Origin of the sequence: Microbacterium cremeum (assembly GCF_015277855.1) — a bacterium.
GTDB classification, from domain to species: Bacteria; Actinomycetota; Actinomycetes; order Actinomycetales; family Microbacteriaceae; genus Microbacterium; species Microbacterium cremeum.
This window is the reverse complement of record NZ_CP063812.1, coordinates 2,026,653-2,042,268: the sequence shown is the minus strand read 5'-3', so window position 1 is coordinate 2,042,268 and position 15,616 is coordinate 2,026,653. Positions and strand designations below refer to the sequence as shown.

The 15,616-nt window shown below is 65.8% G+C and carries 17 protein-coding genes; 10 read left to right on the top strand and 7 right to left on the bottom strand.

Translation table 11 applies throughout. From position 1 onward, the window contains the following. Nucleotides 1-6: 6 nt before the first annotated feature. Nucleotides 7-927, bottom strand: a complete 921-nt coding sequence (locus tag IM778_RS09235; protein ID WP_194408626.1) for an AEC family transporter — start codon at nucleotides 925-927, stop codon at nucleotides 7-9. 88 nt (nucleotides 928-1,015) lie between these two features. Between IM778_RS09235 and IM778_RS09230 the strand changes: the two genes are divergently transcribed. Then, nucleotides 1,016-1,465, top strand: a complete 450-nt coding sequence (locus IM778_RS09230; protein ID WP_194408625.1) for a pyridoxamine 5'-phosphate oxidase family protein — start codon at nucleotides 1,016-1,018, stop codon at nucleotides 1,463-1,465. A 15-nt stretch (nucleotides 1,466-1,480) separates the two neighbouring features. Here IM778_RS09230 and IM778_RS09225 read toward each other — a convergent pair whose 3' ends face one another. After that, nucleotides 1,481-2,170, bottom strand: a complete 690-nt coding sequence (locus tag IM778_RS09225; protein WP_194408624.1) for a hypothetical protein — start codon at nucleotides 2,168-2,170, stop codon at nucleotides 1,481-1,483. A gap of 510 nt (nucleotides 2,171-2,680) precedes the next feature. On the opposite strand from IM778_RS09225, the gene IM778_RS09220 reads away from it, so the two are divergent. The 6 genes from IM778_RS09220 (at nucleotide 2,681) to IM778_RS09195 (ending at nucleotide 7,968) form a co-directional block, all read left to right on the top strand. Beyond that, nucleotides 2,681-3,727 (top strand): hypothetical protein, encoded by a 1,047-nt coding sequence (locus IM778_RS09220; RefSeq protein WP_194408623.1) that lies wholly within the window; start codon nucleotides 2,681-2,683, stop codon nucleotides 3,725-3,727. After that, entirely contained in the window at nucleotides 3,724-4,167 is a 444-nt protein-coding gene (locus tag IM778_RS09215) for a GntR family transcriptional regulator (RefSeq protein WP_228484483.1), read from the top strand. Before IM778_RS09220 ends, IM778_RS09215 begins: the two co-directional genes overlap by 4 nt. Nucleotides 4,168-5,153: 986 nt before the next feature. After that, nucleotides 5,154-5,501, top strand: a complete 348-nt coding sequence (locus IM778_RS17755; protein WP_228484482.1) for a hypothetical protein — start codon at nucleotides 5,154-5,156, stop codon at nucleotides 5,499-5,501. Between the two features lie 418 nt (nucleotides 5,502-5,919). Further along, nucleotides 5,920-6,462: a hypothetical protein gene (locus IM778_RS09205; protein ID WP_194408622.1), complete on the top strand. Its 543-nt coding sequence runs from the start codon at nucleotides 5,920-5,922 to the stop codon at nucleotides 6,460-6,462. 148 nt (nucleotides 6,463-6,610) lie between these two features. Then, a complete protein-coding gene (locus tag IM778_RS09200; RefSeq protein WP_194408621.1) occupies nucleotides 6,611-7,300 on the top strand; it encodes a nucleotidyltransferase domain-containing protein in 690 nt (229 codons plus the stop codon). Between the two features lie 98 nt (nucleotides 7,301-7,398). Beyond that, a complete protein-coding gene (locus IM778_RS09195; RefSeq protein ID WP_194408620.1) occupies nucleotides 7,399-7,968 on the top strand; it encodes an NUDIX hydrolase in 570 nt (189 codons plus the stop codon). Here the strand turns inward: IM778_RS09195 and IM778_RS09190 are convergent. Then, nucleotides 7,965-9,014, bottom strand: a complete 1,050-nt coding sequence (locus IM778_RS09190) for a S66 family peptidase (protein WP_194408619.1) — start codon at nucleotides 9,012-9,014, stop codon at nucleotides 7,965-7,967. The genes IM778_RS09195 and IM778_RS09190 overlap by 4 nt on opposite strands. A gap of 196 nt (nucleotides 9,015-9,210) precedes the next feature. Here IM778_RS09190 and IM778_RS09185 point away from each other — a divergent pair, with 196 nt between their 5' ends. After that, nucleotides 9,211-9,981 (top strand): DUF5677 domain-containing protein, encoded by a 771-nt coding sequence (locus tag IM778_RS09185; RefSeq protein WP_194408618.1) that lies wholly within the window; start codon nucleotides 9,211-9,213, stop codon nucleotides 9,979-9,981. 191 nt (nucleotides 9,982-10,172) lie between these two features. Here IM778_RS09185 and IM778_RS09180 read toward each other — a convergent pair whose 3' ends face one another. The 4 genes from IM778_RS09180 to IM778_RS09165 all read right to left on the bottom strand — a co-directional run bounded on the left by IM778_RS09180 (nucleotide 10,173) and on the right by IM778_RS09165 (nucleotide 14,016). Beyond that, on the bottom strand, nucleotides 10,173-10,541 hold the full coding sequence (locus IM778_RS09180) for a nucleoside triphosphate pyrophosphohydrolase family protein (protein ID WP_194408617.1): 369 nt from the start codon (nucleotides 10,539-10,541) through the stop codon (nucleotides 10,173-10,175). A gap of 390 nt (nucleotides 10,542-10,931) precedes the next feature. Continuing rightward, nucleotides 10,932-11,720 (bottom strand): IS21-like element helper ATPase IstB, encoded by a 789-nt coding sequence (gene istB, locus IM778_RS09175; protein WP_194408616.1) that lies wholly within the window; start codon nucleotides 11,718-11,720, stop codon nucleotides 10,932-10,934. Next, nucleotides 11,720-12,925, bottom strand: a complete 1,206-nt coding sequence (istA, locus tag IM778_RS09170) for an IS21 family transposase (protein ID WP_194408615.1) — start codon at nucleotides 12,923-12,925, stop codon at nucleotides 11,720-11,722. The genes istB and istA overlap by 1 nt, the downstream gene beginning before the upstream one ends. A gap of 113 nt (nucleotides 12,926-13,038) precedes the next feature. Further along, nucleotides 13,039-14,016 (bottom strand): alpha/beta fold hydrolase, encoded by a 978-nt coding sequence (locus IM778_RS09165; RefSeq protein WP_194408614.1) that lies wholly within the window; start codon nucleotides 14,014-14,016, stop codon nucleotides 13,039-13,041. A 112-nt stretch (nucleotides 14,017-14,128) separates the two neighbouring features. On the opposite strand from IM778_RS09165, the gene IM778_RS09160 reads away from it, so the two are divergent. Both IM778_RS09160 and IM778_RS09155 read left to right on the top strand, forming a co-directional pair. Continuing rightward, entirely contained in the window at nucleotides 14,129-15,094 is a 966-nt protein-coding gene (locus tag IM778_RS09160) for a helix-turn-helix transcriptional regulator (protein WP_194408613.1), read from the top strand. Between the two features lie 191 nt (nucleotides 15,095-15,285). Beyond that, entirely contained in the window at nucleotides 15,286-15,603 is a 318-nt protein-coding gene (locus IM778_RS09155; protein ID WP_194408612.1) for a hypothetical protein, read from the top strand. The last annotated feature ends 13 nt before the right edge of the window (nucleotides 15,604-15,616 follow it).

Sequence of the window (15,616 nt, the reverse complement as noted above, 5' to 3'; positions counted from 1 at the left end):
CAGCCGTCAGCCCAGCAGGAGCGCGATGAGGATCAGCACCGGAACGCAGCCGATCGTCGTGAGGAAGACGGTGTCGCGCGAGATCGTCTCGCCGACGCCGTAGCGCTGTGAGTAGTTGAAGACGTTCTGCGCCGTGGGCAGCGCGGCGAGCACCGTGACGATGAGCACATCGTGCGCCGGGAGGGCGAACGCGAACTTCGCGACCGCCCACGCGATCATCGGCATGGCGACGAGCTTGAGGACCGTCGCCAGCAGGATGTCGCGTCGCCGGCCAGACGGCGCGAGCACTCGTTGACCGTGCAGCGAGATGCCGTACGCGATGAGGAGGACCGGCACGCAGGCGTCGGCGATGAGCTGTGCAGGCTCCATCACGACGGGCGGCAGCCGGACGCCGACCACCGAGACGATCGTCCCGAGTGCGGAGCCCAGCACGATCGGGTTCGTCGTCACGCGGGCGACGGCGCGCCAGAGGGACGTGCGCGCGGCGGTCACAGCATCCAGGATCGCCATCGTGATCGGTGTGAACACGAGCAGCTGCATCAGGATCACGGGAGCGGGATAGGCGGCGCTGCCGAGCAGGTAGAGCGACAGCGGAATGCCGATGTTGTTGGAGTTGACCTGCCCGGCGCTGAGAGCGCCGATCACGGTCTCGCCGACGGAGCGGCGCCACGCGACCCGTGCGACGACGGCGTGGATGAGGATCACGGCGACGGCGGCGATCGCCGACACCGGAAGCAGTGCCGAGAACAGCATGCGCACGTCGGCCTGCGCGAGCACGACGAACAGGAGGAACGGCGACAGCACGAAGAACGCGAGGCGCGCGAGCACCGGCCGCGCGTGCTCGCCGAGCAAGTCGATGCGGCCGATGATCCAGCCGACGGCGATCGCGACACCCACCACGACGAACCCGGTGAGCGACTCCAGCACGCTCCGAGCCTAGAGAAATCGTTCTCCTGCGCCGAATCCCGCGTCACGCTCTGTCAGACTGGCACGCGTCGAACGAAGGGATGGACGGATGCCTGAACCCCGCGACCGCGTCACGCGCAAGGCCGATCTGCTGGCTGCGCTCACCGCGCCCGCTGCGGACGTCTGGGGGGCGACGGCGGCGCCGGATGCGACTCCGTATCTCGTGCCGCTATCGCTCGCGTGGATCGACGAGCGCGCGGTGGTCAGCCTGGACGCCGCGTCGCCGACGGCGCGAAACATCGAAGCGTCGCGCATCGCGCGTCTGGCGGTCGGCCCGACGCGGGACGTCGCGCTCATCGACGCGACGCTCGAGCGCTCGGTGGGCGTTGACGACGACGCGCAGCTCGGCGAGGCGTACGCCGCCCAGGCCGACTGGGATCCGCGCGGTCTCGCCGGATACACGTTCCTCGTCCTGCGTCCGACGAGGATCCAGGCCTGGCGCGAGTCCAACGAGCTCGCCGGGCGCCTGTTGATGCGCGACGGCGAATGGCTCGTCTGAGGCGTGCGATGCCGCTTAGGGTTCATGCCGACTCCGGGCGTCCGCGGCGGCGAGCGCCTCGCGAAGCGCGTGCCGTTCGGACTCACTCCACGGCCCGGAGGCCGCCAGCGGGATGTCAGTCATGAAGCGGCGCTCCGACTCGGGGATGAGCGCCACAACACGATCGGGATCGGTTGTCGCGGTCCCGTAGAGGCTCGGACCGTCCGCGTAGAACGGGTCGATGGCGACGAGCCGCCCGTCGGCTGAGCGCATGACATTCTGCGGATTGAGGTCCAGTGGGCCGCACCAGGGAAGTTCGCGGACCGCTTGCCGGTGGATCCGGCGGATCGCTGTGAGCAGCTGTGCGACGTCATCGGCACCCGAGGCGAGCCGCTGATGGAACGAGGTCGCGACGTCGGAGGCTACCGGCCAGAGCCGCTCGAGCACCTGGAGGTCGCCGCCGCCGACGAGACGCCGATGCTCACGCAGCTGCGGAACTTGGTGCGTATTGGCTGCCGCGCTGTACAGGGCCGCGCTATACGGACCGACGGGATCGAACGGGCTGATTCGCGCCACCCAGTCGCCATCCGGTGCCAGCAGCGCGATAGCCCAGTCGCCCGCGCCGATCCACGTCCAGCCGCAGTCGCGCAGGACGGTCTCGGCGACACGGTGGTCGGCATCGGGGGCAAGAGCAGCAAGCGCCCTCGTCGTGTCGTTGCTTGTCATCTCGGCTGTCGGATTTCGTCGACCCGGAGTTCGGTGCGTGCCGGATGAGGGAAGCACCACGCCATCATGGCAGTTGCCGGGTCTCGACCGGCGTGGTCGGGATTGATCGGCAGGCTAAGCGCAGAAACCGCTCTCGACGTACGCTGATAATGCACATTATGTCAGTATGAATTTGTACTGTTTGCGAATCTCGCAATCTGCTGCGGAAACGGGTATCACTGCATCCGCTCCCCTGTAAGCGGTTCTGACCGGGGGTTGTCACCCACCAGACTGCTTGCCTCGCAGAGCCTCTGAGCTGCCGGTAAAGGTGATGCCGACCGCTTTCGCGAAGTTCTGCCCCAACTCGTGGCTGGTGGCCATCTGGAGTGCCGTTCTATCGCCCATCATGGCCTCGCAGGTCATCGTGTTGATCGCCCCCGCAAACCGTTCGCGAGGACCCGTGTCTTCTGTTGTATCTCTATCGCAGTACAACTTGTGCTAGACATGTGTCACAAACTCTGAGGAGAGACTATGCATGGGTTCAGGACCGCGAACTTCAGTCCGATCGACTGGGCGGAGGCTGCGTTCTCGACGCCGCTCACGTCTCTTCTTCTTGCAGTGATCGTGGCTGGAGCAGCCATCGTGTTCGTGGGGTCGCGCCCAAGCACACACGTGGTGTTGTCCGAAGGCGCCGCACGATCGTTTAAGAAGCGGTACGCACCCGAGCGCCACACTCTGGCGATCGCCGCCATCGCGGTGATCGTCGTCTTCGCGGCTGAGAACGTCATCCGCGGGTATGTGATCAATCTGGGTGATGCGGTCTCGTGGTGGCGGTTTGCCACACCCGTCGCATCCAGCGTTCTCGCTGTGGCCATTCTCGCCGCCTTGATCGTGCTCCGAGGATCAGCGCCGTCTGAGGCTCGGGTCGTGACGGGGGCTCGGCGAACGTGGACGACCTTCGGGCCGCGCGTCGGTCTCATCCTGTGCGGCGCCGTGCTCCTTCTGCTCGTCGCTACGACGATCGCCGCGGGCGTCACCTCGGCCGCTGATAGCCGTGGTCAGTACATCTGGCTCGAGATTCCGATCCCGAACGAGGCTGAGATCGATCCGATCCGGCTCTGGTACTACGGATGGGCATTCGGTGTGCCGGTCCTCATTGCCCTCGCAGCGCTGTTAGTCGCCACCGCACTCGCGCTGCGGGTGAACGCAGCGCGTCCCTTCATCCGACCAGAGACCGTCGCAGCAGAACGCGGACTGCGCTCCGAAGTCGCCAGTGGCGCTGTTGCCGTGGCCACGGCAGGGATGCTGCTAGCGCTGGCCGGCGCATGGCGGCTGATCGCCCGTGCGGGGTCGCCCTCGCAGCTGTGGGTCGAGGGCGAAAACGGTGGCAATCCGTATGACGCGGCGTGGCGGTATGCAGAACTTGCAGCCGTCGTCGGCTGGCTGGCTCCCATCCTCGAGGTGATCGCGTTCACCCTCCTGTTCCTCGTCGTCGCCAGGCCGCGTCAGAAATGGCCTTCCCCCTCCCCCGATGAGCAGCGCGACGATCCTGTCGACGCCGCGAGGGCGGACCGGTGAACGCTCACCCGGTGCTGTCAGCGGCAGACGACGGCAGCCCGACGATGGACATTTACCGGCAGTTCCGTGGCCTCATCGTCTCCGGGCAACTGGGAGCCAACGAGCGCCTTCCTACCGTGCGGCAGACCGCTAGCGACCTCGGCGTCGCGCCCGGCACCGCCGCAAAGGCCTACAAGATGCTCGAGCGGGACGGACTGGTCGTCACCCGCACCGCTGCCGGCACGCGAGTCGCCGAGTCGGCATCACGCCTTCCCCTCGCGGTCACCCGACAGATCCGCGATCTTGTCACCGAGGCCGAAGCCGCGGGAGTCAGCCCGGCGGACGTGATCGACGTGCTGCGAGTCGTCTGGCGAAGCGTCGCCGGCACCGCCACCGAGTCGACCACGGGCGGCGAGGCCAGCTGGGCCTCTCCAAATCGCAGCGAGAACGAAACCCCATAAACGGACCACAAAACCCATTGATCCGGCAGCAATCTCGCTTCCTCCGACCTTCAGCATCCGCGTCCCTATTGGCGCGCCTGAATACACCGCAGCGGGCGTCTGACGATCCAACGAGCGGTCTGCGAGCAAGATGCAACGTGTCGAGCGCACCTGGGAATGAAGAGGTAGACCCCGGAGGAACCATGAGTGCAACCGATCTTGACGACTTGCTCGCATCGATGGCCGAGCCCCTGCCGGCGGCAGCGGAGAACGAGGCACGCCAGTTGGCGGAGGAGACAATGCCACGTCGTCTCAAGCGCGGACGTGCCCCACGCAGGAGCTGGGCACTCCCCTTGCTTGTGGGCGGCGCGCTCGCTCCAGGCTCCGCAGCATCCTCTCGGGGACCGCTCACGCCGATTTCGAGGACTGGTCGTTGCGCTTTCGCTCGTGGGATCAAGCGTCCCGTTCGGGTTCCTCACCACCAGGAGTAAATCCACGTCTATCGCGTGGATCTATGCCTTGCTGGCCGGCATGATGCTTATTGTTGCACTCCTCTGTGCGCTGATCCTTGACCGCTCGCGCGGTTGATCTCGCGCAAGGGAATGGCGGATGCCTGCCCGGCACTCCGAGCACGGCACTTCGGTGGGCATGCACCGTAGCCTGCCGCGCATCGGGTGGCTCCGCCGCAAACTCACGCGACGGCTGCGTTGCCGGTGGCGAGGCTGCTCGTAGCCTCGCCGTACGACTCAGTATCCGGCCGTCCGGCCAGCGCGATAGCGACAGCTTCAGCCGAGCTTGCGGTTTTCGTTTAGGTCAACACCGGCGGGAGGTCGTTGCCCTCGGGCTCCGTCGTCGGTGGCCGCTGAGGCTTCGCTGATCCTCACTCGTGCCGAGGTCCGCCACGCGGTGATCGAAGGTGACAACCTCGACCAGGCGCATCCGCAACCTTGGCGCAGCGGCATCAATCTCGCAGCGGCATCAATCTCGCAGAGCAGAACCTCGCGGCTATGTGGACGAACTATCGGGCTATCGGCTACTCGCGCCTGATCTTCACCAACACCGTGAGCGTGCTGCAAGTGGCAGAGCTGGCCGCCGCGATCGGGGGCGATGTCCGTCCGTTCCCGGTGCTTCTTACAGCGACCGACGCCACCGCAGCACACCGACTTGGACAACGCGAGATCGGCACCGCCCTCGCGGAGCACATCGACCGCAGCAACTTGGCAGCGCGACGTCTCGCAGCCGCGGATGGCAGCGTGTCGATAGTCGCCACAGACAACCGCTCTGTCACCGAGGTTGCTGGCGAAGTCCTTCGGATGACCCGTTGGCTGGACGTGAGGCAAGGTGATGTCCGCTGATCATCGGCGTGACCACCAGGTGAGCGCTCGACGCCAACGAACCGAGTCGTCTCCACCGCTCGGTGACGGATCGACTCACCTGGTGCCCGCGCTGCCAGACGTGCCCGGCGCCTGCGAAATGCGCTCGTAGCTCACTTCGCCGTGCAACTCGATCCACCGCTGCCGGCCCGAACCTCCCTCCCGCGACAGAAGCGCGACGGTGTCGTCGAGTACCGAACGGCGGGACTGGGCGGGAACGCCGAGGGCATCAAGGGGTTGATCGAAGAGCAGCCCAACCCAAGCCCGCGTCGACGACTACCTCGCTGACGGCCCCAGCACCCGCAAACACATCCGCAACTACGTCCGCTGGCTCAACCACGACCGGTCCGGTCCGGACCGCCGCCTTGACGCACCGCACCGCGAAGTGAAGTCGGTGCCCATGCTCACTCGGACCCAGCGGATCGCGCTCGTGCGCAACTGTCTCGAATGGGAACGCGTCGGAGTATCTCTCCGCGTCGCCGGCCTCATCCTGCTGCTCTGGGCCCACCCGCTGAACAAGATCGTCGTGCTCCGTCGAGATCACTTGCAACGCGGCCCAATGGGAATGACGATCATGCTCGGCACGCGACCCGCAGCCGTGCCCGAAGCGATCGCCGACCTGTTCTGGCGCCACGCTCAACGGCCCTCGAATCAGCAAACCACCAACACCGCGACGCAGTGGCTGTTCCCGGGGACGAGAGCGGGAGCTCACCTGCACCCTGGAACGCTTTCGACGCGTCTCAAGGTTCTGGGGATCGACGCGCAACGCGCGCGCAACGCCACGCTCCGCGACCTGGTCCACGACGTCGACGCCCGCTCCCTCATCAACCTGCTCGGCTACAGCCCCGCCGTCATTACCCAGCACGCCGCCCGGACAGGCGCCCGCATGAGCGACTACGTCGACCTCAAGCGCGGGCGAGACCACCGCCCAACGAACGGCTGAGCCAGAATTTCCGCGGATCTGGGTACCGCGGTTCCCAGCCGAAGTCGCGTTACCCGTTTGCGAAGTCCGCGTTCGCCCGAAGAGCGTGAGAGATCCTCTACCCGATGCCCATCGCGCGTCTCCCGCATCTTCTGGTTAGCCTGGCGAAGTGGACTTCGCAGACCTGGCCAGAAGATTCGCGGACGCACGGTTTCCCAACGCATCCTTGGTCCTGGTTAGTGGCAGCACCGCTCGCAACGAGCGCACAGCAACCAGCGACGTAGACCTACTAGTGCTTGGAGACCGCGTCTTCAGCGACGAGCGATCTAGCCTCGCGGCGACGTTTGAGCACGAGGGTGAAGTCTTCGAAGTGTTCGCGTATACGTCTTCCGGCTTCAACGAGTGGGCCGAGCGCGGGGTACGTGAGTATCGTCCCGTCATTGTTGACATGCTGGTGTCCGGCGTTGTCGTCGTAGACGACGGCAGCCTTGACGGCATGCGCGCACACTGGGCTCAAACGTACGCGGCTGGCCCTTCGGTTTCCGACCACGAACTGAGGGCACGCCGATACGGCATCACCGACCTCATTGACGACCTCGCTGACGCCGTCGATCCGGTCGAGAAGCACGTCATCGCCTTCACCCTCTACGAGCGGCTTGCCGAATTGGTCCTGATTTACAACCGATGCTGGATCGGCACGGGCAAGAACCTTCCTCGTCGGCTGCGCGAGCTTGACCCTCAGTTGGCGACTGCGCTGGGCTCTCCGCTGGTCGCTGGCGACCACGCAGCCTTTGGGCAGCGAGCAGCGTATGAACTAGAGCGGCTGGGGGGACGCCTTCAAGTCGGCTTCGTCCGTTAGTACGTCTACGCCGGACGACACCGGTGGTCAGCGTTGTGTGCGATGACTGCGCTGTCGAAATGAGGTCGGCGAGGGTGACGACGTCGTACGGTAACTGAATGCCACATGGGGATGCCGAATACCGCTGGACGACGATCTCACGGGCAACTAGCTATAGCGGCCGCGTCACCCTCTCCACCCACGCAGTCCGCATCGACGACGCATCGGAGATCTCCTACGAAGTCGACGAGAGCATTCCCTACGCTGTCGCGACTCTCGTCGTCGACGACCACCAGACCGTCCTCCTCACTCGCCAGTACCGCTACCCGATCGATCGTTGGATATACGACCTGCCAGGCGGAGCCGGCTCCGCGGACGAGACGCCGCGCGATGCGGCACAGCGGGAACTCGAGGAAGAGCTGGGCCTCAGAGCCAACGAGCTCCGACATCTTCACACCTTCTACGTGAACCCAGGTCGGGCGGCATGGCCCGTGCACGTGTTCATGTGCGACGCCGGGACTACGGCCGGCTCGGTCGAGTTGAGCGACCGCGCGGAACGGGTGCGTTTGGTTCGCATGCCGATCGCCAAACTCGATGCACTCATCGCGTCCGGGGACATCGTCGACCCCACCTTGCTCATCGCCCGCACGGCTGCCGCCGCGCGGGGCGTGCTGCCCGCCCTCGGCTAGTACTCACAGACGACGGTCTGCCGGGCTCCGTCGAGGGTGATCAGTCCACCGTGAGGGATGATCCACTGGGGCCGGGTGTGCCCGAAAGGCACGCCGACGCATACGACCGCAGCAGGGTTATACCGGGCGACGTGTTCGAGGATTGTGTCCCGCTGAGCGGCTCGTAGGCGTGCACGCTCGGCGGCGGGCGGCACGGTGGCGCGCAGTTCGCTGACCGGCGGTCGGGCAACGAGCACACCGGAGACAACCTCGAGCACTCCGCGCTCACCCAAGGCGCGCACCCAGCGCTTGACCTGGACTGCGGGCGGTGCCTCTCCGCCGGTCTCCAACAGAAGAATCGCGTTCTCCAAGTCGCTGAGGGCGGGCAGTCGGCCTGCGAGGGCGATCTGGTCGATGACCTCGATGCAACCGCCCCAGCTCCTCTCCGACACGACAGCTCCTGGACCGCCCCAAGTCCATGGTTCGGTGGCCTCTCGTGCGCCGAATTCCGTCAGAGCGGGGGGTTCGTCCCATGGATGCCCGTAGTCCTCGGATTCGCCGGGGTCAGTGAGTTCGACCGTGCCGCCGTCGAGCAGCGCTGCGCGCAGGGACCGCAGGTGGATGTCGTCGAGGTAAGGGCCAGGCCCGAGATGCACCTGGGTGGATCCGCCGTAAAAGCTCGACACGCCGAGGTCCCAGAGCAGGTTGTGCAGGTTCGTGTTGTCGCTATATCCGAGGAACGGCTTCGGATTCCCCGCGAGGACGGCGGCGTCGATGTGTGGGATCACAGTCACCTGATCGTCGCCACCGATTGTCGCCAGGACGGCCCGAATATCAGGATCGGCGAACGCCGCGGTGACGTCGGCGGCGCGCGCCTCCGCGCTCGCGCCCAACTGACGGGTAGTCGGGTACTCGACCGGGATCAGCCCCGTTGCCTCGGTTAGGCGTCGCATCGCCTGCTCGTGCAATGCGGGTGATATCGCCGGAGCGGCGGATGCCGGCGAGATTACAGCGACACGATCCCCCGAACAAGCCTTGGGAACGGGTTGAAACGACTTCGCGTCCATCCACCGATTAGACCAGAGGTCTACGCAATCGCCGTGGGAGATGTCGTACCGCTAACGATGGATTGCGGGCTGTGGGCCTTAGCGAGAAGACGGGTAACGCGGTTTCCCAGCACGGCGAGCGGCCCGTTCCCGTTGTATGCGAGATAACGAGCGGAATCTGCGTTGACCTGCGAGGACGAGTAGCGTCCGACTTGTGGTGATTTACAACGCGCCGGTTAGTGAAGCTCCCCGGATCATGCGTGACATGTGCGATGACTGGGACAAGCGGGCAGAGACTCTAGTGAGGTGCCGGCCAGAGCTCGACTACTTGCAGGCCATAAGCATCCACTCCCTCGCACACCGTGCCATCCGTTCTGCCCGAGGAATCCTCACCCTCGTCGACGCCGGCGCCGACGTGGAGATCATGCCGCTGGTGAGACTGACCATCGAAGCAGCTGTCACAGCGGCCTGGCTCCTACTCACACCCAATTCGGGTCTCGCGATGATGAAGGAGGACACCCGCAAACGCAAGGCGCTGCTGGAAGACATGGCATCTACTGACTCGGCCGGCTACCGACAGTCCACCGAGACGTTCGAGCAGCTGAAGAAGATGGCGATGCCCGGAAGTGCCTCAGTCGAGCAGCGTTGTCTCGCCCTCGAAGACGGACGACACCTCTACGGGCTGTACCGCGCGGCGTCGGCATACTGCCACGCCGGACTCGGCCTGCTTGAGCATCACGCCGTCGAGGACTCGAACTCCGACATTGGCATGGCCTTCGTTACCAACCCGAGCTTCATCACGCAGGAGAACTGGATCGGGATCACCTGCTGCATGCTGCTGCTCGCTCTCAACGCCGACGAACAAGCTCGACTCAAACCCACACGCACAAGCCAACTCCGCCTGTTCGCGCGCAGGATCGGCGTGACCGGCATCATCCGCCGAGCCGATGGGTCAACACTCCCCCCACGCGGGAACGGCGGCCGCTAGCTCCCCTCCCCCGGTTCACGCACTCGCCCTCGGCGAGGATCTGCCGACCGCCAACCCGGAATAGTCAGCAAACGGGTAACGCGGATTCCCAGCAGGGACGTTTGGGGAACCGCGTCGGCGGTGCGGAAGGCGGTCGCTCAGCGACGCGGTCCTCTCAGTCAGCTCGAGGAACGCGTCGCCGGTGTCGGTTCTCAGGCTGGCGGAGATGTTGTTGTACGGGCAATCGTTTCCTCGAGCCCATCGCTGATCGAGCGCATCGTCGTCGAGAATGCCTCGTCCAGATCGATGTTCAGCCTGTCCGCGATAACGAAGAGCCACCACATCGACTCGGCCAGCTTGTGGCGCAGTTCGGAATCCGTGTCGCCGTCGATTGGCCACGTTCCATCCGTGGACAGCAGGAGGCGCCCGATGTATCCAACGTCGTTGCTGAACCCGAGCATGAGCTCGTGCAACGACCAGGTCTTGTTGTTGAACCGCTCCTCCAGCACTTCGTACATTGCTCTTACGGCCAGCGCCTGCTCGCGTGCCTCGACCAGGCGGGCTGGGATGGGCTGTGCCATGCGAAATCTCCGTATGAGTCGAAGGTGCCTTAGCCTGCGTGCGCGGCCAGTGGTTCCGTCTTGCGGTTCTGTTGGGACAACAGCAGAACGGGCTGGGCATTCCTCCTGGCCGAGACTAGATCCGGTCGCGCTACGTGCCCCCGTGTCTTCCCGGCGGATCGACTCCACCTCTGCTCGCAAGCAGGTCCTGCAGTGAGACATACTTGGGCCTTGTGCAGGGTCGATGTAAGCCTGGGGGTTCATCGGTCACGGTGACGTTGTGAGACAGTTCGCAGCTTTCGTGAGAGCCTTGGGGGCCATGCGCAGCTCACGCGGATTCCATCTGTCGACGACGTTCGAAAAGTAGGCCATTGCGATGTGTGAAATCGAGGCCACCTGGTTGTCGTTCGGTCAGTCTGCCGGATCTTGAGTCTTGATGCTCGGGAGGCTGTCGATTCCTCGTCCGCGGAGCCGGTAGCTGGCGCCTTTGAGGGTGAGCACGTCGGCGTGGTGGACGATCCGGTCGATCATCGCGGCGGCGACGGCTTGGTCGCCGAACACCCCGCCCCAGCCGGAGAACGGAAGGTTGCTGGTGAGGATCAGCGAGGCGTGTTCGTAGCGGGACGAGACGAGCTGGAAGAACAAGTTGGCGGCGTCCTGCTCGAATGGCAGGTAGCCGACCTCGTCGACAATGATCAGCCCGTAGCGACGCAGCCGGGCGAGCTCGCGAGGCAGGTTCCCTTGCCGGTGCGCGTCGGTGAGCCGGGTGACCCAGTCCGTCGCCGTCGCGAACAGCACCCGGTGCCCATGCCTCGCGGCGACGATCCCGAGCGCGGTCGCGAGATGCGTCTTGCCGGTTCCGGGCGGCCCGAGCAGGACCACGTTCTGCGCTTCGAGCAGGAACCCGCCGGAGGCGAGGGCTGCGACCTGCTGCCTGGCGGTGGGCTGGGCGTCCCAGTCGAAGTCCTCCAGCGTCTTGCGGGCCGGGAACCCGGCGGCCTTGATCCGCAGCTCCGCGCCGGACGCATTCCTCGCTGAGACTTCGCGTTCGAGGACGGCGGCGAGGTAGTCCTCGAACGACCAGCCCGCATCGCGCGCGTGATCGGCCATCCGGCTGGCGGCTTCGGTGATGCGGGGAGCTTTGAGCGCACCGGCGAGATAGGTGATCTGCTTCACCGACTCGGTCGTCTTGGTGGTCATCACGCGACCCCCTCGATCCCGAAGGCCCGGTCGTAGTCGGCGAGATCCCGGGTCAGCTCGTCCGCCGCGATGATCTGGCGGGGCTGCTGGAAGTGCTGTCGCAGCAGCTTCGCAGTGTCGCGATGGGCTGAGTCGGTGACGACCGCGCCGCGAGCCCATACGCGGCGGTGGTCGGCGACGATCCGCCCATCCAGCCTCACCCGGACCCGGTCGAGGTCCGCCGTCACGTCGATCATCCGCCCGATCGCCGTCGGGTCGACGGAGTAGTCGCTGGCATCCAACCGCACGTAGTAATCCCGTCCAAGACGCACCCGTTCGCGCCAACCCAACTGCAACGGAACGGGCGGCAGCGCGAGCATCCGCGACCGGTCGTGCTCGATGAGATCCACCGGTCGGGCTTTGATCGTCCGCACCACCCGCGCGTTCGCCCGCTCCAGCCACTCCGCCAGCTGGATGTTGAAGTCGAGCGGTGAGGCGAAGGATCGCCCGGGCATGAACGAGGTCTCCATCCAGCCGTTGCGGCGCTCCACGATCCCCTTCGACTCCGGGTCGTAAGGCCGCAGCTGCACCACCTTGGTCGCGAGGGTCCCGGCGAACGCGGCGACACCCTGCGCGAGCCGTCCTTTCTGCCCGATGCCGGGCTCGTTGTCCCAGATCAGCCGCCGCGGCACCCGACCCAACTGCTGGATCAGCTCCCACGACCCAAGCAGCAGATCCTCCGTCTTGCGGGTCGGGAGCATCCGCGCCGTGATGAACCGGGAGTGCGCGGCGACGATCACCAGCACCGGCAACAGCACGCTCGACCCGTCCTCGAGTGGGATCTTCCGCGGCGGGAACCACAGGTCGCACTGCGCGGCATCGCCGGGCGCCCACGTGAGTCGGTCCGCAGGGTCGACCGGGCGATGCTCTGGTCTGAGCCGCCTGACGTTCTCCCGGAACCAGGTGATCGACCCGGTCCACTCGACGCGTTCGGCGATCACCGTCGCCGGCATGTCCGGGTGCTCGGCCAACAGCGCCCGCACCCGCGCCTCGAACGGCGAGAACGACGTCGGCTGCGCCGGCCGCTCATACTTCGGCGGCCGATCCGACGCCAACGCCCTATCGACCGTCGACCGCCCGATTCCCAGCTGCCTCGCGACCTGCCGCCTCGGAACGCCGTCCGCGACTAGCCGCCTGATCAACGCCCAATCTTCCACCGAGATCACCCACCCAATCTGTCTGGGTGGCCTCGATTTCGCCCGTCGCTATGGCCTCGTTTTCAACCGTCGCCGACACCATCTCGCGCAACCCGAAGGCCCGTAGGCGTGCTCGCTGGACGTCAGTGAGGAGACGAGGTAGCGCGGTCGCCGAGCAAGGCCGAGTCCTGCCGCTTCAACCACGCGAGAATCGTCTGGTTCGTCTCCTCCGGCTTCTCCTCCTGGACCCAGTGACCGCAGTCGAGGCTGACGACTTCCACGTTCGGCACGAAGTCTGCAATCGTCTCGGACTTCTGAATCACATCCCGTTCGCCGTAGATCATGAGTGCGGGCTTGTGGATGATCGGGTCCACGTCCGCCAGACGGCGCCAGTTGCGGTCCAGGTTCCGGTACCAGTTGATGCTGCTCGTGAAGCCTGACTTCTGGAAGGCGGAGACGAAGACGGCGAGGTCGCTCTCGCTCATCAGCGGCTCCCCCGTCGGTGTCTCCGCCAGAGCGAGATTGATCATCGCCATCCCCGCGTCGGGGACTCGAAGTGGTTCGTTCTTCCGGTAGAGGTTGCGCAGGAAGCGGGATGTGTTCGCCTCGAGCACCGCATCGGCGACGCCCGGCTGCCTGTTGAAGTGGACGAAGTAGTAGTCGCTGCCGAGGAACTCCTCCAGAAGCTCGATCCACGGCTTCTCGCCGCGCTCCTGGTACGGCAGGCTCAGGTTGACCACTCCCCTGACCCGGTTCGGATGCAGCAGGGCCAGCCCCCACACAACCATCGCACCCCAGTCATGGCCGACGAAGGTGGCTTCTTCGTATCCGTAGTGGTCGAGGAGCGCCACGAGATCACCCGTGAGGTGCTCGATGTCGTAGTCGGTCACCTCGGTCGGGCGCGAGGAGTTGCCGTAACCCCGCTGGTTCGGGGCGATGACGTGGAAGCCCGCGGCGACCAACGTCGGCACCTGATGGCGCCATGAGAAGGCAAGTTCTGGCCACCCGTGGCAGAGCACAATCGGTCGCCCGGCGTTCTCGCGCCCTGCTTCGAAGACCTCGAGTTCCACTCCGTTGACCGAAACCATTTCTGACCGGGCGAATTCGTTTGGCATGAACATCGTGCTTCCTTTCGTAGAGTTTCGTCGGTCTCCTACCGAGTGGTGGCCGGCCTGGCCACCGTAGGGCGCATTTCGGACAAGATCGGTCCTAAAGTCGTGGCAGGCTTTGGGAATGCGGGAGGATCCCACCGGTCGAGCGCTGCAGCTGCTCTCCCTGCTTCAGACCCATCGGCTATGGCGTGCCGGCGAACTCGCCGAACGCCTCGAGGTCACGGAGCGAACAGTGCGCCGCGATGTCGATCGGCTGCGTGAGCTCGGGTACCCGGTGGATGCGACGACGGGAAAGTACGGCGGCTACCGACTGGCCACCGGCGCCCACGTGCCGCCCCTGCTCCTCGACGATGACGAAGCAGTCGCCGTGGCCATCGGACTGCGGTACGCCGCGACGACCGCCATCAGCGGCATCGAAGAGACATCTCTGCGCTCCCTGATGAAGATCGAGCAGTTCCTGCCTCATCGGCTGCGTCGGCGAGTGTCGGCGCTGCATGGCAGCGTCACGTCGATGCCGTGGCCGTCCGACGACCACGTCGTCGATCCCGATGCTCTCAGCGTGCTCGCCGCGGCATGCCGCGACCATGAGAACGTGCGGTTCGACTACCGACGGCAGGATGGCGAACACAGCCGGCGGCTCGTCCAGCCGCATCAACTGGTCACCGTCAGCCGTCGCTGGTACCTGGTCGCGTGGGACCATCATCGCGGCGACTGGCGGACGTTTCGATTGGACCGGCTCCGGGAGCCCCGGACGGTGGGCACTTCGTTCACGCCGCTCGAGATCCCGGGCGGCGCGGCGAGCTTCGTCGCACAATCGATCGGCCCGGGTCTCCCCCAGCGGAGCGCGACGCTCGCCGTCCGGGCTACGTTCGCCGAGCTCGACGACGTGCTCCGGTGGATCGATCACACGCCGATCGGGGTGGAGGCGGACACGAGTCTCGTTCAGATCCACAGCGAAGACCTCGGCCGGCTTGCGATGGCGGTCGCCCGCATCGCCCTGACCGCTCCGGTGTCGGTGGCCGAACCGGCCGAACTCGCCGACATCGTCGCGCGGCTCGCCGCGCACCTCACCGTCCCTGTGCCGTGACGGCTCCTCCACGCAACCCGGGAGCTCCTCCGACCCGGCTCGCCCACAGCCACACAGTCACGGGATCCGGCGCTGGACGTCGGGGTCAACGCTCTCAGCAGTCGATGGTGCTCGAGATCCGCGCGTAGACGGCCGCTTGGCCCTGCGTAGGCTGTTGCGCCGAGTGCCCGGTTGAACCGAAGGAGCGAGCCGTGCCAGACCGACCTGAGATCGTCTGCATTTGCGGCTCGACGCGGTTCCTGGACGAAAGGCGTGCTGCGAATCGTGATCTCACCTTCGCAGGGGTCATCGTCGTCGCGCCCGGAGAAGCAGACGAGCTGATCACTGACGAGCAGAAGATCGCGTTGGACGCCCTTCATCTGCGCAAGATCGACCTGGCAGACCGCGTTCTGGTCGTCAATCCGGGTGGGTATATCGGCGAGTCCACCGGCAGGGAGATCGCGTACGCCCGGGCCGCCGGCAAGCCGATCTCGTTCACCGACCCGGGCCCGCTCCGACGTGATGAGTAGTTCGGGCGGGCGC

Coding starts and splice junctions, on each gene's coding strand:
- IM778_RS09230 (WP_194408625.1), top strand. CDS start 1,016: ATGCCTGAACCCCGCGACCGCGTCACGCGCAAGGCCGATCTGCTGGCT.
- istB (WP_194408616.1), bottom strand. CDS start 11,720: ATGACCACCAAGACGACCGAGTCGGTGAAGCAGATCACCTATCTCGCC.
- IM778_RS09205 (WP_194408622.1), top strand. CDS start 5,920: ATGCTCACTCGGACCCAGCGGATCGCGCTCGTGCGCAACTGTCTCGAA.
- IM778_RS09225 (WP_194408624.1), bottom strand. CDS start 2,170: ATGACAAGCAACGACACGACGAGGGCGCTTGCTGCTCTTGCCCCCGAT.
- IM778_RS09190 (WP_194408619.1), bottom strand. CDS start 9,014: ATGGACGCGAAGTCGTTTCAACCCGTTCCCAAGGCTTGTTCGGGGGAT.
- IM778_RS17755 (WP_228484482.1), top strand. CDS start 5,154: ATGTGGACGAACTATCGGGCTATCGGCTACTCGCGCCTGATCTTCACC.
- IM778_RS09220 (WP_194408623.1), top strand. CDS start 2,681: ATGCATGGGTTCAGGACCGCGAACTTCAGTCCGATCGACTGGGCGGAG.
- IM778_RS09160 (WP_194408613.1), top strand. CDS start 14,129: ATGCGGGAGGATCCCACCGGTCGAGCGCTGCAGCTGCTCTCCCTGCTT.
- IM778_RS09165 (WP_194408614.1), bottom strand. CDS start 14,016: ATGTTCATGCCAAACGAATTCGCCCGGTCAGAAATGGTTTCGGTCAAC.
- IM778_RS09180 (WP_194408617.1), bottom strand. CDS start 10,541: ATGGCACAGCCCATCCCAGCCCGCCTGGTCGAGGCACGCGAGCAGGCG.
- IM778_RS09195 (WP_194408620.1), top strand. CDS start 7,399: ATGCCACATGGGGATGCCGAATACCGCTGGACGACGATCTCACGGGCA.